Source organism: Nitrosomonas marina, from assembly GCF_900110145.1.
Classification (GTDB): domain Bacteria; phylum Pseudomonadota; class Gammaproteobacteria; order Burkholderiales; family Nitrosomonadaceae; genus Nitrosomonas; species Nitrosomonas marina.
In genome coordinates this window covers 61456-77621 of record NZ_FOCP01000006.1, presented here as the reverse complement: position 1 = coordinate 77621, position 16166 = coordinate 61456, and the positions used below count along the sequence as shown (strand labels likewise).

Here is a 16166-nt window from a genome sequence, read left to right as displayed (position 1 = left end):
CTGTAGAAGCCCTGTCCAGTTATTAAGGGAAACAGGCTGTTGAGTGAGCAGTTGTTTTTTTACTGACGAAAATATAAGCTCACACTCGACCAGCGTTGTTAATCTTTAATGCCAGGACAGCGAATAAATCTTTATTTACTGATAAGGTAACCTACTATGAATAATTCTGTAGCAGATTTTCAAGAAACGATGCAGCATTTGGCAGATACGTTTATCAAGGGACTGCCGGGAAAAATTGAAGATTTAGAAACGTTGTGGCAGCAGCTTCAGAATGAATGGCATGCAGAAAAATTGCAAATTGTGCATCGCAAGGCGCATGAGCTGGCCGGTACGAGCAAAACATTTGGTTTGAGTGAGTTGAGCGGGCTGGCAGATTCTCTGGAAGAGACATTGAAGGCGGCGCTGCAGAATGAAGCGCAGCTGGATGAGCAACAACGTGCGGAGATATTCGCGCAGTTACAGGAAGTAGGACGGCTGGCGGTTAATCAGGCATCGGATTTTCCCAAAACATTCGCCAAACAGTTCAATGACTATCTGGTGGATATGGATGAAGTAAGTCAGGTTTTTGTCGTAGATGATGACCAGGAGGCAGCGCAGGAGCTGGCGTTACAGGTCAGCTATTATGGCTATGAAGTTGAAGTTTTCGGGCGTCTGGAGGATTTTCGCGAAGCAATTAAAAGAACCCCCGGGGCCATTGTGCTGATGAATGTCGAGTTTTCCGATGATGCAATGGCCGGTATACGTACCATGAAAGAAATTCAGCAGGAAATGACAGAGCCTGTGCTGGTTGTATTTCTTTCTTCAAATGATGATTTTGCTGCGCGGCTGGAGGCTGTGCGTGCGGGCGGGATTGCGTATCTGACAAAACCGATCAACTCATCAGAGCTGATCGAACAACTTGATTCGTTTGCGGTACCGCAAACGCAGGAACCTTTTCGGGTGCTGATTGTTGACGATTGCGCCACTGATCTGGCGTTTCATGCTGCTGTTCTCGAGCAGTCCGGCATGATTGTGAGAACGGTCGAGAAAATGAATACGGTGATGCGAACATTGCTGGAATTTAATCCGGACGTTATTTTGATTGATGTTTATTTGCCCGAGTGTAGCGGTATTGAACTGGCAAAAGTCATTCGTCAGCTTGACGGTCTGTTCAATGTTACGGTTGTGTATTTATCTTCGGAAAATGACTTTAATACCCAGCAGGAAGCCATGCTTCTGGCAGGTGACGACTTTCTGGCCAAGCCGATTGATCCAAAACGGCTGGTTTCCGCCGTTACCAGACGTGTTCTGCGCGCGCGTCAACTGCGTGGATTAATGGTGCGCGACGGCCTGACCGGTTTATTCAATTACACCGCAATCAGAGAACAGCTTGGACGCGAGATCGTGCGTTCAAACCGGTTAAAAACGCCGCTGTCGCTTGCGATGGTGGATGTTGATTTTTTCAAGAAAGTTAACGACAACTTCGGTAATGCGGCGGGTGATCGTGTGCTAAAAAGTCTTGCGCGGCTTCTCAAACAGCGCTTGCGCGGTACCGATATAGTCGGGCGTTATGGTGGTGAGGAATTTGCAGTCATTATGACCGATACTAACGCGCCTGAGGCTGCCAAGGTGATCGATGAAATCCGTAAAGTGTTTTCGCGCCTGCTGCATATGAGCGACAACAAGGAATTCAAAGTCACGTTTAGTTGTGGAATAGCAGATATCAAGCATTTTCCAGATGTAAAAAGTGTCAGTGAAGCCGCAGACAAAGCGCTTTATCAGGCCAAGAAAAAAGGCCGCAACCAGGTTGTGATCACTTCAGGCGACTAACGGTTTCTCGTTTCGGCGTCTTGTCGAGACAATTGATACAGACTAGATCTGGCGGAAACAGGACTGGCAGATTGCAGTGATGTGATGGTCTTCTTCCATCTGTCCGGCGATTGAGTGGTAAATGTGGCTGTAATTATCACATTGAAACGTTACACGCCGTTTCTGTTCGCTGCGCTATACAAGTCCCGGGATAAATCTGTATTTGACGCTGGCGCAATATTGGTCGTATTCGCTGTCAATGCTGCGCAAATGTCTCTCTTCAGTGAGCGCGCGCATGATGTAAATCATCGACCAACCGACCATGGAACCGATCGTAACCAGCGTGGCGGTTAATGACGTCTGCCATGCGACGGCTACGGCCGGCATCAGGCCGATCCACCATGCCAGGTTCTTACAGACATATGCCGGATGCCTGATATAACGATAAGGGCCATGCATAATAATTCCGCGGTGTGTTAAGTTGCTTGCTTTGAAATTCAACGCGACCGAGGCGGAAGTATAAATGGCCATCAGAATCAATAGCGTTACATTCATAATGACGTGCACCGCTGGATCGGAAAATTGTGGGAAGTCTGTGAAATATCCTCCAAATAGCATACTTGTCAGGCCATTAAAAGGCGGATAGCTGGCCAACGCGACAGCCCAGCCAAGCAGGGTGGGGTCGACGGAACGGATTTCATTATTGAGTGACGGTAATTCAACCAGATAGCCGATAGTAAAAAAAAGAACGTCAAGAAAAAGAATCAGTTTGAAAACAAACCAGAAACCACTGGTGTTAAATAACGCCAGCCAGCCAATATTGTGATCTCCGATTGTCTGAAGCAATTGATTGCCATGTTCCAGCATATGCCCTGTATGTGAAAACAGCCAGACGATCATTAACGGCGCAAAAAATGCTTTTAACAGGATACTGAGCAAACCGAGTCTTTCATCAAAAGGCAGTCCCGTTTTCCATACGGTCGCCGGAGAAGTGGCTATTTTATGCAGTGCGCGTAAGCAGTAAATGGATTTTGAAACCCGCGGAGCGGGCTCTGTCAAATAAAATACAAATAAGGTAAACGTATAAAAGAGAGTGGTAACGACTAATACCTGCCAGTGCATATAGTCTTTACCAAAGTAATGTGTAGGTACCGAAAAATAGCTTTGATAATACGGGATGATTGCATAAAATCCGCTAGTCGCTGCGATTATCAGCAATGTTGCAGACAGGTTTTTGACGCGCTGGGAAAAGTTGTAGCTATAGGTGCTGATAATAGGCATACCGGTGAACGACTATGGTTCTTTAATCGACGGTATTGTATCGCATAAAAAAAGAAAATGCGCTTTCGCGCATTTTCCAATCTCTGACCTTTTAGTCAGGATCGCCAGGCTCAGCCGTCAGCGGCTTTATTATTATTGATTGCTTGACGCTATTATTCTAGAGAGCCAGCTTTGATTTCCAGGTACAATAACCGGTTGTCGTTGCTGGCGCTTTTCATTTCATGCTTATAGACCAAGGCGACGTCTTCTCATTAAAACAAACGCCTGACCGAGCAAACCAATAGCCAGCAAAATCAGAATGCCCGGTTCTGAGACCTGACCACCGCTGGTGCTGGTGCTTGACCCGCCGCTGGTTGTGCTGCCGCCGCTGCTGCTGCTTGTGACAATTTTGTCACTCCCGTTGCCATTTGCGCCAGTACGTTGTGTGCGCAGGATCGAGTCGTTTAAAACGTCCGTAAATGTCCAGGGATTCGGTGACGTAATGCTCAACACCATCGTCGCGATATCCGGAAATGCATTATTTGTGTTCGAAGCGGTGCCGTCGTTATAGATTCCGCCGTTAATGCCGGTTGTCGTGTTAAATCCAACGTCAAATTTGGTATTGCCGGGCGTTATGTTGTTATTGACATCAAGCAGCACTTGCCATGATGATGAAATGTCATTTCCGTTGCCGTCAGTCAATGAAACAAGCGATGCTGCAAGAATATCCTGCGAGATATTGAAAACCGCGCCGGTGATAATGCCGCTGAAATTCGATGTGTTGTCGATAGTAATCGTCAGCTGATTGGCCGCGGTATCTTCAAATGTCAGAATACCGCCCGACTGTGTTCCGGCACCCCAGAAATCCTGTTGTTCGAAGTATGCATGTACTCCCCCCGCTGTTGCGGACAGGCCGAAAACTCCCGCCACTAAAGCGGCCTTGATACGTTTTGCTTTGTTTGTCACTGAATTGTTTTTCATTTTAAGGTCCCTCACACAGGTTATTTGCTCATTCTTCTATCCTTATATAAGCATAATCTGTGCCAGTTTTTCTAAAATAATGTAATTATTTGATTTTTATTATTAAAATAAGAATTGCTCCCCCCCCCCCGCACCTCTTGTTCTGTCGTGTAAAAAAAATCGACAATTTGCGCCAGAATTCTGTTGTTTTTGAGGGTATCCGAGGTATCAATTGCAAGTACAGACACAAATGCAATAAATTGGCCATCAGTTAATGGCCAATTTATTGGGGGCTCCCGGGAAGAGTGTAAAATATTTCGACACATATTTGTTCAGGCCGGGTATTTGGCCTGAACAAACGGATGTGGTTTGAATCCAGATTGCTTTGAACCGTGTCAGAAGATATAAAAATCCGCGTAGGTCAGATCAAGGCCGGCCGTCAGCTCGGCAAACTGCTGAGCGCTCGCGCCGCCGCTGCCGTCGGCGTCATAGTAGAGATCGCCTGTCTGTGCGTTATAGATTATCCTGTCGGTGGCGTCATGCGCTGCTGTTCCGGTGTGAAAGGCGGAAGATTTGACACGGCCTGTATTGAGGCCTGCAAAAATGGCATCGTCCAGGTAGATCGTATCTTTTTTAGGAAAAAAATCCGTGATTATATCGATGTCGCCATTGACAAAAGGCGCATCGAATATGAACGTATTTCTGCCCGAGTCTCCGGTCAAAATATCCGCGCCGGGACCACCCGATAGCGTGTCGTGACCATCCCCACCGTTGAGTTGATCGCTGCCGGCATTGCCGAATAGTCTGTCATGACCGTCAAGTCCAAGCATTATATCGTTTTCAGGTGTTCCGTATAAATGATCCGAACTTGCGCTTCCCGTGATGATATTTTGTGACGGCTCGGGTTCTGGTGACGGTTCGGGGTCTGGTGAAGGCTCAGGTTCTTGTGGTGGCACAGGAACAGGTTCCGGGTCCGGTGCGTTTGCCTCGGTGTCCGGATCAATCAGGTCAATCTTGACATTTTTGCTGCCAATGCTGATTTGCTGTGTCTGTGTGCTATAACCGCTGCCTGAGAAGCTGACTGTGTAATTTCCCGAAGCAAGTTCCAGCGAGTAACCGCCGGCAAGCCCTGTCTGAGTGGTAAAGATCGCGCCGGTTGCGTTGTTTTGTGCGCTGACCGTGAAGCTGCCCAGTCCTTCATTGATATCATAGCGTTTATCGCCGTCGTGATCATCAAATGCAACACCAGTCAGGAAAGGATTGGTGGTGGTGGCGGCAAAATCCTGGGTGACGAAAATACTGTCGTAATTCGAGTAATGACCGACTGTGAAGCCAATTCCAATTTCTCTGAATATGTCGTTCAGTATGTTGGAACGGTGCGCGGATGAACCCATGAAAAAAGAGTGCACAAGATCGATTTCGTCGGTGTAACCGGCCGGAGAGCGCAGACTCAGGCCCGCAATATTCTCGCCATATGCCCAGTATGAGCTCGAGAACACATAACCAGCATCCACCATGCGGTCATATGGGCTGGAGCCGCCTGCGCCTGTATGGGATAGAGTATCGGTTGCATCCATCCACGCGCTGTGATTCTCGGCTGCACTGTTCAGACTGCCATTGAATGCAAGTGGTTGAGCGCCAGTTTTGGCGCGCTCGGCATTGATTGTTTCCAGGATATACTGCTCATAGGCGTTAGCTTGAGACATAACATGACCTCCATTGAGTTTGGTTGCTAAAATAATTTAAAGAAATAGTGTGCGTAGTAACGCAGAAAAAATACTTCGAAATTAATCAGTGGCTGCATCAGTATGCGCTGTGTTTGGAACGGGATTGTATTCGAAATTATCTATGAACGTTACCTGTAGCTGGACGATTGCTCTAGCTCAACTCCGGGTTTCGATTCAATGATTATGTTGCTGACAGAATTGAGAATATGATTTCTTAATGTATTATTTTAAAATTGAACAAGATGCAATTGATTAATAAGATCAAGTCATAAATTGATATTTAAGGGTCAAATGGTCTCTGCGTTGGCTGTTTTTCGCGTGGGGTATGACAATTGTATGCCCGCCGGTCCGTTACTGCATGAAGGACGCGATGCTTGCCACGGTATGCCGGCGGCGACAATTAAAGAATCAGCACGGGTGTATATTCAAAAATCAGGGGTTGGGGTGCTGATTCCGTAGTCTGATCTGAATATCGGGAGCCGGACGGTCATCGACGACTACCGGCGGTACTGACGACCGGTTAAAGCCCAGCACACTGATTCTGTGTGATGCATTAAATCCCGGCGCGCCGTTTTTGTCCCTGAGAATGGACGATAATTTATATTCAAGTCCGTTGGTGTCAGGATCGAAACGGATATCGTGTATCCAGATGCCCGCACGCTGCACATGCTGGTGATCACATTCATAGTCGAGATTCCATCCTGTCAACATGGGAACAGCATAGTCATAGGGAAGATCATAAATGCGGAATGTTTCAGTGTGCACGATGCCATCTGTGCCGTTATGGCAGATGTTGGTTCTTCCCGAACGTGGATTAAGCGGCAGGAAACTGGCGCGCAGTTTTACGCTCTCCCCACCGATGAGCGCAGCACGCGTTTTGACCCAGTGCGTGCGCGTACCGCTGTCCTTGAAAATGGTTTGTGTAACCCAGTGCGGATTTCCGTCCGGGTTGGGAGATGCGTCTGTCTGGAAAAGGCTGTAAGCAACCTGACGCAGATGATGATCGGCAGGATCATTCCAGCGGCAGGGCGGAAAACGGAATTCGCATTCAAATTGATTGTCGTATTGAAAATCAAATCCGCGAGGAATAACGACCATCGAATCATGGCCTTTCAGCGTGCCGCTGTCCCATAGACTTTCGAGTGTGGCAATCGGTCCTTCGGAGTGTATTTGTAAAGCCTGGGTACTGATGCCGTTGTAATCGCCTTCAATACGTGCATTTATCCATGCCGAGTTGAAGCCCAAACCTGTGTAATAGACACAAAATTCGTAGGGATCATCCCAGTTCTGGTCGCTCAATTCACCAGCCACCTCAAAAACAAGCATGGGCGGGCCGCCACCGCCAGTCACCAGTTTGCTGTGTGTAATGTCGGCGCGCAGTGTACGCACCTCATGGTCTCTGTGCAGATAACGTAAATCCCAGCCATTGAGTATTACAGTGCCGTTGTTGACATAAGCGGGCATATCATGCGTAATCAGCATGCTTGCCGGTTCGGGTCCATTCGCTTGTTCGGTGCATTGACTGCCTTCAACCATGATGAATCTGCCGGCATCTTCGAATCCGACTTTACGCACGGCTTTGAAAAACGGCTGGTTCGAAGGGTCGATATTGTGCGATTCAGGAAGCGATGTGTCATTGTCCTGCTTTCCGGTTGCACAGCCGGCCAGGGCGATCAGCATGATCATTGCAGACAGGATAAGGCGTTTATCATTCATATGTCATTCCCTTTGCTGCCATCCCTACGGCTGGCGAAGTAGTTACCTGATCGTCACGGTCGTATCAGTCTATCGCGCTGGCGTCTCGATGAGAAATTTTTTGATGAGAGTATGGAAAGATAAATTGCCAGCACCTGGCCCAGGTGAACATACATACGATAGCCAGCGTTGTATCGTGAAAAACCCGGGCTGGTGCGGCCAGCCCAGGAAATAGTTACATCTTTAATGGCTGGATGGTCAGTCTTTACCTGTCAATGATCCCAGAAATGCTTTGACGTCTTCGACAAATTCAGAATCTACATCTTGTCCAAGCTGATGTTTGGCCATCAAACGGATAGCTTCATCAAGTGTTTCGACTGAGCCATCATGAAAATACGGTGCTGTTTGGGTGATATTTCTCAAACTCGGTACCTTAAACACTTTTTTATCGCTTTCCATGCCTGTCACTTCGTATCGTCCCAAATCATCCGTTTCGTAAGGTTCCACGAGGCCTATTTTTCTGTAGGAATTGCCGCCGATGACAACGCCATTGTGGCAGGTTGTACAGCCAGCGTTGATAAATTTGTTCAAACCGTTCAGCTCTTGCTGGCTCAGGGCGTCCGCATCGCCTTTGAGATAGTCATCAAAGCGGGATGGTGTCAGCAGCGTTCGTTCAAAGGCGCCGATTGCCACACCTATATTATTATAATTAAATGGAAACTTGGTATTCGGAAATGCTTCCGAAAATAATTTCTGATATTCGTCGATGGCTTTCAGCTTGGCCACCACGGCGCCTTTGTTTGGCATGCCCATTTCAATTGGATTGAGTATGGGTCCCAATGCCTGCTCTTCCACGTCACTGGCGCGTCCGTCCCAGAACTGTGCAATATGCAGTGCGGCATTCATGGTGGTGGGGGAGTTTCTGTCGCCGCGTTTATTGTCATGACCCGGTGATGTCGGTTCGTTATCAACGCCATAGCTGTCCAGTTTGTGACACGAATTACAGGAAATTTTGTCGTTGACTGAAAGTCTTGGGTCCAGGTAAAGCGTCTTGCCGAGCTTAATCAATGCGGCATTTTTTTCTTCATCAATGATCGATTCCGGCAGCGGTTCAAAGAATCGTTTTAAATCGTCTGCATCGATCTGTCGAGAGCCATTCTCTGCATACGCTTGCGCACTGAAAATCAGCGCCAGAATAAAAAAAAGCTTCATATTACCTCCCTTTGGGCACATGCCCGTTGAAATAAAAAAATGGCAGTTTTACATTAAATGCATTACGTTTCAACCGGCTAATGAAACGCCAGTCCTAAAACCTGATCAGGAAAATCGAACTGTAAGTGATTTGCCTGAAGTTAAAACGCAACCATGCGTTCAGCATGTTCCGATATTTTCTTGTTTTTATTGTAGGGTCATTATACAAGAAACACGCTTAACCATTACGGTCAAAGCGCAGACTGCCGATTTGGTTTCAGTGCTTTTTCAATCGGGAGATTTGGGTGGGTCAAAATACAGCCAGTAATGCCACGGCAAAGCCGCCGAACCTTGGGGTGGCTGTACAGGCAAGGGTAGATTCAGGGTTGCTTGTTGAACCATTAATCTGCCAGCGGCTTGAACAATTCTGTCAGATCCTCGGCTGACAGCTGCAGGGCTTTCTCTTTTTTGCCGCTTTGGTAGACACTTTCGGCCAGCAGACGTTTTCTTTGTTGCATTTCCAGAATTTTTTCCTCGACGGTATTTTCCGTAATCAGTTTGTATACAAATACCGCTTTATCCTGGCCAATGCGGTGGGCGCGGTCTGCGGCCTGGTTTTCTACCGCCGGGTTCCACCATGGGTCGTAAATGATGACTGTGTCGGCTTCAGTAAGATTGAGTCCGACGCCACCCGCTTTCAGACTGATCAGAAATACATTCACCTGGCCGCTTTTGAATAGCTCGATTGCTTCGTCGCGACGGCGTGTTTGCCCGGTCAGTTTGCTGTAACCTATTTCTCGACGATTTAATTCGGCTTCGATCAGTCCCAGCATGCGGGTAAATTGCGAAAAGATCAGAATGCGCCTTTCTTCCTCAAGTAATTCCGGCAACATTTCCATCAACAGGTCGAGCTTGGCGGAGTGCTTGAATTTCTGCGCTTCTTTCAGCCGCAACGTTCTGGGGTCGCAACAGGTCTGCCGTAGCTTCAGCAATGCGTCAAGAATAGTTATATGACTGCGCGCCAGACCTTTTTCGGCAATAGCGTCACGCACTCGCTTTTCCATACTGACACGAATGCTTTCGTATAAGGCGGCCTGTTTTTCTTGTAGCGCAACGGAACGGATAATTTCCGTTTTTTCCGGCAGTTCATCTGCAACATCGCGTTTGGCGCGGCGTAACATGAAGGGCTCCAGGCGTCTGGAAAGCCGTTCTTTCATTTCGATGTCGCCGTGCATTTCAATCGGTGTGCGATATATTTTTTTAAACCAGGCCTGATCACCCAGAAAATCCGGCATCAAAAAATCGTACTGTGCCCAGAGTTCGCCCAGATGATTTTCCATTGGAGTTCCGGTCAGGCACAAACGATGTTGTGTATTAATACAGCGGGCTACGTGCGCCGCACGGGCTTTCGGGTTTTTGATGGTCTGCGCTTCATCCAGAATCAGATAGTAGTATGCGTTTGCCAGCAAATGTTGTTCGTCTCTGTACAACAGCGGGTAGGTGGTCAATATCAGGTCGAATTGTGTGATTCTGTCAAAATGTTGCTTGCGGTCGCTGCCCTGCAATATCAGTACGGTCAGATCAGGCGTAAAGCGTTCTGCTTCGCGGCGCCAGTTGCTCATTAAACTGGTGGGTGCTACGATCAGGCATGGCTTGTCCATGCGGCCGGATTCTTTTTCCAGCAGCAGGTGCGCCAGGGTTTGCACGGTTTTTCCGAGTCCCATGTCGTCAGCCAGAATGCCGCCAAAGCGGTATTCACGTAGAAACTGCAGCCAGCTTAATCCTTTTTGCTGATATTCCCTTAACCGGGTGTGCAAGGCAGCTGGTGGTGATACATTGGCTATTCCTTGAAAATTTCTTAGCTTCTTGCCTGTTTCAATCAGTTCCCTGCCGCCTGTTATACTGAACAAACCATAACTGCGATGCTCCAGATCTGCCAGTATGGCCGCGTTGTAGCGGGAAATGCGGGCACCATTACCGTCGAAATGTGCGCTGTCATACAATTCGTACAGGGTGTCCAGAAAAGGTCTTAACTGCTCTGCAGCAATATTGACATATTGATGCTCTCCTAATGGAATGCTCAGCAATTCGGGTAAGTGATTGCGATCGTAGCTTTCCAGTACCGGCATGATCAACGGCAGCAGTGGCAATGACTGATTGTTGAGAGTGATGTTGAAGTGCATTCTGAACCAGTCATTGCCGCTTTGTTCAATTTCAGCATCCCAGTTTTGCGGTCGCTGGAACTGTAGCTGAAAGCTGTCATCGGTTTCGATTAGCCATCCCTGTTCCGTCAATAACGGCACCTGGTGATCGATAAAATGCGACCAGCGAACGGCGCTGTCCATGACGCTGTTTTCTGCCGGACTGTAAAAAAACAAATCTTGCTGTGTATTAAGCTCAAAGCGACGAAAGCCAAATTCAAGTAGTGTCTGGACGGCACAGTGTTCTAGGTCTTGATCCCGGCTAATTCTGAAGAAACCCTGGTTTGTCTTAACGATGCTCACCGCTTTGTCGTGAAATGCAGAGATCGTATGGTCACCATATTTAAAGCACAGCTTGAGCAGGTGGATATATCGCTCGTTATCGAGTTGCTGGCCCAACAGACTCAGTCGAGGGCGTGGCGATAATCCACTCAATTCGATCAGTTCAACCGGCCTGGGTGGTGGCACCGGCAATTCCGGATGCTCCGTCAGCAGACGCAGACTGAAGTCATCTACATGTTCAGCCGGCACTGGCGGAGCGGTCAGGATTTTTTGATACTGTCGGTGCGTCAGGTTCGCGCAATCCACTGTTCCCATAATCAAATTTTGCAGGTCGAGATATAACGGCGGTTCTGTCGGTAGCAGAATTGATCGGTTGGCCACAGTGATATCGAGCCTGTAAGTGTTATCCTTGTGTGCGTGCCATGTTATTTGCAGCGGCCTTGGCTCACCTTCGCGCAATGACGCATGCTGATGCGAATTCCAGAATAGACGGCCATTTTGCAGAGCCCTTTTTAAAACAAGATGACCCAAAGCACCGGTAATCAGAGCGTTGTCCTGGTGGTTGCTGTCCAGACCTGCAACGAGCCGGAAGAATTCCTGTTCTTCCGGTGTGTATTGTCGGCTGGAGAAATACCCATAGCGTATATTGGTGTGCGCAATGTGCCTGCCAACCGTTAAACCGCCTTGTTTTTTTTCGCGTGTCGACTGCAGCGACAATGAGAACTCTGTGTTGACGTCATGTTTGCGAAGCACGCAGACTATGATTTCTTGTGATGTATCGGTTTTTTCTATGTTTTCGTCAAAACTGGTTAACCAGTTGATATATGCCTTGTCCGTTTCATTTTTGTGTTGCGGCTTCGTTTGTTTGAAGGCCAGGTATGCGGCGACAACATGCTTGCAGTTATAACCTACAGGGCAGCTGCATTGCCCGTTAATCTGTAAAAAAAATCCAGCCTTATTGAGGGCAATGACCTGGTTATAGCGCTGATTAGCGCTGCCGATGACGCATGAATTGAGTATCAGCGTGTTTGCGGTTTCTGTGGATATATGCAGGTCAACGACTCTGTTCTGGAGAAAATAGTGCTGACCGCGTATGTAGTTTTTCTTGCCGAAAATGTCCTGAATATCTGTGACCGGTACTGTCTGGAAGTTCTTCAAATCAAAAACCTGGTAGTGTCAATTTTTCAAAATATATTCGGAAAATGATAGCGTAATTCTGCAATATGTCAGCCTGAATTTAACCGGAAACAGAATTCGCGTTGTGAAAAATTAGCGATGATGACTGTCAGCAGATTATGAAAAAACGATGTGCTCGCACCAGTTTTGTATGAAAGGCATCACTTTCATGCTGAGTACTGTAAGCTGGCAGCCGTTCGATACGGTGCATGGATTGCTTCAGCTCATTTCTGGCATGTCGATGGTGTGCTGGGATGGCAACTGGATGTCTCCAACAATAGGCAGCTTGACTGCAAATGGGTCGAAATTGATACCGAAAGTCAACCCCAGAAAATTAAGCTCGACGCCTTCTATACTGCTGATTATAAAACCCAGTAACCCAAAAAGCGAAAATTGAAAACCGCTGCCGCTCGGTGGTGTGGCAAACAAACGGTATCCCAGATAATCTTTTCCGATGGCTGTCGCTGGTAAACTCAGTTCCAGTTCGGGTACGGCGCGCGCAATCCAGGCGGTGAACGTGTTGGAATTCGGGCCCGGCCATAACGTATATTGCCGTGTGTAAGGGTAGCTCTCGACTGCCTGCTCAATACGTTCGATCAGCGCATCTACGCCATCCCCGCGCTTGTCGGCAAAAATTTCGGGAGCGTTGCCAAACCAGCGTCGGTCCGGTTGCTGATCATAAATGGCCAGGACCGGTAATTGTCTGCGTTGACGCCAACCCAATACTTCGTAGATCGTGAACGATTCGGCATTGGTAGGCTTGACGGCAATCCAGGTATGAATGCCAAAATACCCGCGCCAGCTATAAGCGCGCGCACCATAAACCTGTACCACCGCTTCGCGTATTGAAACCGGATCAGGTGCGATGCCGATAGAAGCGCGGCTGGCTGTGCGCCAGTTTCCCCTGGCGTCGTATGAAACGACCATTACACACATTAGAACGGAAAATGCCGCGGCAATGAGCCATCGATTGTCAAACTGGAAACGGCGCATTATTGTCAGACCAAATGGGATGTGAGAATGTTTTGTAGGTACGTAGTATCCAATTCATGCCATAGTTGATCACGCTTGGCGGATAGAAGTTCCGCTGGTTCCGGGCTGAGAACATAATTTGCTGAATAAAGTCCGGTCTGTCAGGGTGTAGCCATATAATTGAAATTGTATGGTTATAGACGGTCTGGACGTTTTCAAAGGCTTATTTGTATTCGGACAGGGCTATGACAGCGTGCCTGTGAACAATGTCGGCTTCATAGGGATGTGTCAATTTTGCATATTGCGCCTGTATTTTTTTGACATAGTCTTGTGTTTCTGGAAAAGGCGGAATGCCCTGGTATTTTTCAACCGCACCTTCTCCGGCATTATAGGCGGCAACGGCTAATGTGACATCACCTTTAAAGAAAGCAAGCAACCAGCGTAGATACGCCATGCCTCCCCTGATGTTTTCTTCGGCATCAAATATGTTCTTAACTGCAAAGCGCTCGGCTGTTGCCGGAATGAGTTGCATCAGACCCTGTGCATTTTTGTGCGAGACCGCCTGTTCGTTAAATGCGGATTCAACAGCTATGATGGCCATGACCAGATTGGGATCCAGGTTGTATTCGGGAGCCAGTTTCTGGACAAGATCGAAAAAAGGCTTGTCTGAATAGTCGACCGTGCTGCTATTCGCTATTGATTGCAGGCAGTCAGGCAATTCCGCTTCCTGGTCTGTATCCAGGTAGCGGACCATCGTATTGGCATGCGAATGTCCCTTTTCGGCAGCCAGGATGAATAGCTGTACGGCGATGCTGTCATTCCGGCTGACACCGCGTCCATTGGCATACATCCATCCCAACGAATACAAGGCTTCGTCATAACCCTGCTCGGCAGCTTTGCAGTATAGTTCCATCGCACGGTTATAATTACGAGGCACGCCTTCCGCATGCTCATGCTGTTTTGCCATCGCAACCAGAACTTTGGCTTTGTTAATCGGTTCTTTTGACAGATGTTTTTTTAAAACCGGTGGAACATTATTAGCGTTTGCAGTTCCCCATAACGCGAACCCGCCGGTAATCATTATAAGTAGTATCAGTTTGTGTAAATGCATAATTTTTAATTGTTTGCCTTTTACAGAATTAAGTTGTGCGGCGTATTGGCCGTGTTGGCGCATATTTTCCTGGCTGAATCAGACAGGAACCGGCTGTGCCGCCGTCGTTTCAAGATGGTGCAGACAACTTTTATGCTGCACGATATGCGGGCGATGTTTACGATAATTGTCTGTTGACATTTGCGCCGTCGCACAGAAAAAACACAGATAAATTTATATGTTCTTAGCGTTATTTTTATTCTTTATAGATTAGAAGCAAGAATTATGCCATATAAAAAAGCTATTATTTGTCAGTTAATTGTTGCCAGTTACTGTTGGAAAAGAGTAATGAGTGTAAAAATTATCGACAACAACACGTAACGTATCAGCATCGTATCAACATCCTTTACTGCGCTTGTTTTGGCTCAACAATGAATTTTATCAGACGGAATTAATTTCATCGATAGTATTGTGGTTATTTGATTACAGCAGGCTGTCTGAAGCCAATTTGTGAATGTTATCCAATTATCTGAAATATAGGATATTTCTGTGTTTCTGTTAAATTATTGTCGAAAACCGGAATTGCACGTTAAATACCCTTGATTTTCCGCTTGACGAACCGTGGGTTTAGCCGAATAATCCGCTGAAATTTGGAAGATTCAAATGCGCGCGAAACGCTTTTTCCGTGATTTGGATCATGTGGTTGATGCTGCAATTTTTTAGTGGTGACCAATATGTGGCGCTGGCAAACTCTTTTTCTTAATTATTCATTGCTGGTAGTTATGGGCGGCATTACCCATGCCGGTTTTGCGCGTGCTGCAAGTGAATATTTGCCGGATACCTATCAACAGAAAATCGATCGCGCGGTTCAGCGAAACGCAATTGACCGGTCTGCACTATTGGCAACGATCGCATGGATAAAACAACTGGCCCAGACGACACAGGCTCCAGAGGTAATCGCTGAGCTTGCGCGATTACAATGCGCCAATGCCGAGGTAGAAAAGGGGCGCAATAAACGAATTGAGCTTTACAAAAGTTGTATGGAGATTGCTGATCGCGCACTCGCTATCCATTCGGATGAGGTTGTGGCGATATACTGGAAAGCCGTGGCAATGGGTAAACTAAGCGAAGAAAGCGGCATATTAAATGCGCTGCGGCTTATGCGCCCGATGGAAAAGTTGTTTTTGCGCGTTATAGAACTGGACGAACAGTACGATTATGCAGGCGCACACAAGGCGCTGGGACGCATGTATCATAAGCTGCCACGATTTCCGATCAGTTTTGGCAATAAAGAAAAGTCGCTATTCCATCTCAAGCGTGCGCTCAAGCTATTTCCAAACGATATAATCGCCCATGCCTTTTATGCAGAACTGTTGTTTGAACTGGGGAAAAGACAGGAAGCTTATCGTCATGCGAGGTATATTCTGGAATTTCACGTTGAAACAGAAAATAGCTTCAGATACAGACGGTTTATTGATATCGCCCGGCATCTTTCAGAAAAAGCAGGCGTATAACTCCCGAATATCGATTTCAGAAACACGGCAGTCGTATAGGTGATACATTGACTGCGCGTGATGAATGTGGCGGGCAGCTTCAACCAATCAGAAAAAATTATTTTTCCGATTTCGACAAAGCTGTATCGAAAGTTGTATGATGACGGACAGACAGCTTCCTTTTCTTTTGTTAATCTCGACTTTCGTCGAAAATGGAATATATCAAGAAGATTGTGTATTTTGATCGACTGTTACAGCAGTGGCAGGTTTAACGTTCTGAATAGCGCAGATATGCAACGAATTCTGCTTTGTAATGATGCATTGATCATTA

Annotated in this window: 10 protein-coding genes; 2 read left to right on the top strand and 8 right to left on the bottom strand. The window is 47.2% G+C overall.

The genetic code is table 11. The features are described from left to right. Nucleotides 1–156: 156 nt before the first annotated feature. Entirely contained in the window at nucleotides 157–1809 is a 1653-nt protein-coding gene (locus BMX44_RS05845) for a diguanylate cyclase (RefSeq protein ID WP_090629368.1), read from the top strand. A 174-nt stretch (nucleotides 1810–1983) separates the two neighbouring features. On the opposite strand, the gene BMX44_RS05840 is transcribed toward BMX44_RS05845, so the two are convergent. The 8 genes from BMX44_RS05840 to BMX44_RS05795 form a co-directional block, all read right to left on the bottom strand. Continuing rightward, the gene (locus tag BMX44_RS05840; protein ID WP_090629365.1) at nucleotides 1984–3069 is read right to left on the bottom strand and encodes a methyltransferase family protein; all 1086 of its coding nucleotides are present in this window, start codon (nucleotides 3067–3069) and stop codon (nucleotides 1984–1986) included. A gap of 225 nt (nucleotides 3070–3294) precedes the next feature. Then, on the bottom strand, nucleotides 3295–4029 hold the full coding sequence (locus BMX44_RS17095; RefSeq protein WP_090629362.1) for a PEP-CTERM sorting domain-containing protein: 735 nt from the start codon (nucleotides 4027–4029) through the stop codon (nucleotides 3295–3297). Nucleotides 4030–4403: 374 nt separating this feature from the next. Continuing rightward, nucleotides 4404–5714 (bottom strand): CAP domain-containing protein, encoded by a 1311-nt coding sequence (locus BMX44_RS05825; protein ID WP_090629352.1) that lies wholly within the window; start codon nucleotides 5712–5714, stop codon nucleotides 4404–4406. Nucleotides 5715–6167: 453 nt separating this feature from the next. After that, on the bottom strand, nucleotides 6168–7451 hold the full coding sequence (locus BMX44_RS05820) for a hypothetical protein (protein ID WP_177167688.1): 1284 nt from the start codon (nucleotides 7449–7451) through the stop codon (nucleotides 6168–6170). Nucleotides 7452–7688: 237 nt separating this feature from the next. Then, on the bottom strand, nucleotides 7689–8642 hold the full coding sequence (locus BMX44_RS05815; RefSeq protein WP_090629347.1) for a cytochrome-c peroxidase: 954 nt from the start codon (nucleotides 8640–8642) through the stop codon (nucleotides 7689–7691). A 380-nt stretch (nucleotides 8643–9022) separates the two neighbouring features. Beyond that, nucleotides 9023–12262, bottom strand: coding sequence for a DEAD/DEAH box helicase (locus BMX44_RS05805; protein ID WP_090629338.1), 3240 nt, complete (start codon nucleotides 12260–12262; stop codon nucleotides 9023–9025). Nucleotides 12263–12499: 237 nt separating this feature from the next. Beyond that, nucleotides 12500–13273 carry a DUF3750 domain-containing protein gene (locus BMX44_RS05800; RefSeq protein ID WP_245738846.1) on the bottom strand — a complete coding sequence of 258 codons (774 nt, stop codon included), beginning with the start codon at nucleotides 13271–13273 and terminating at the stop codon, nucleotides 12500–12502. A 202-nt stretch (nucleotides 13274–13475) separates the two neighbouring features. Continuing rightward, entirely contained in the window at nucleotides 13476–14363 is an 888-nt protein-coding gene (locus BMX44_RS05795) for a transglycosylase SLT domain-containing protein (protein ID WP_245738845.1), read from the bottom strand. Between the two features lie 713 nt (nucleotides 14364–15076). Between BMX44_RS05795 and BMX44_RS05790 the strand changes: the two genes are divergently transcribed. Next, entirely contained in the window at nucleotides 15077–15856 is a 780-nt protein-coding gene (locus BMX44_RS05790; protein ID WP_090629334.1) for a TRAP transporter TatT component family protein, read from the top strand. Nucleotides 15857–16166 lie beyond the last annotated feature (310 nt).

Coding starts and splice junctions, on each gene's coding strand:
- BMX44_RS05800 (WP_245738846.1), bottom strand. CDS start 13,273: ATGCGCCGTTTCCAGTTTGACAATCGATGGCTCATTGCCGCGGCATTT.
- BMX44_RS05790 (WP_090629334.1), top strand. CDS start 15,077: ATGTGGCGCTGGCAAACTCTTTTTCTTAATTATTCATTGCTGGTAGTT.
- BMX44_RS05815 (WP_090629347.1), bottom strand. CDS start 8,642: ATGAAGCTTTTTTTTATTCTGGCGCTGATTTTCAGTGCGCAAGCGTAT.
- BMX44_RS05845 (WP_090629368.1), top strand. CDS start 157: ATGAATAATTCTGTAGCAGATTTTCAAGAAACGATGCAGCATTTGGCA.
- BMX44_RS05840 (WP_090629365.1), bottom strand. CDS start 3,069: ATGCCTATTATCAGCACCTATAGCTACAACTTTTCCCAGCGCGTCAAA.
- BMX44_RS05820 (WP_177167688.1), bottom strand. CDS start 7,451: ATGAATGATAAACGCCTTATCCTGTCTGCAATGATCATGCTGATCGCC.
- BMX44_RS05825 (WP_090629352.1), bottom strand. CDS start 5,714: ATGTCTCAAGCTAACGCCTATGAGCAGTATATCCTGGAAACAATCAAT.
- BMX44_RS17095 (WP_090629362.1), bottom strand. CDS start 4,029: ATGAAAAACAATTCAGTGACAAACAAAGCAAAACGTATCAAGGCCGCT.
- BMX44_RS05795 (WP_245738845.1), bottom strand. CDS start 14,363: ATGCATTTACACAAACTGATACTACTTATAATGATTACCGGCGGGTTC.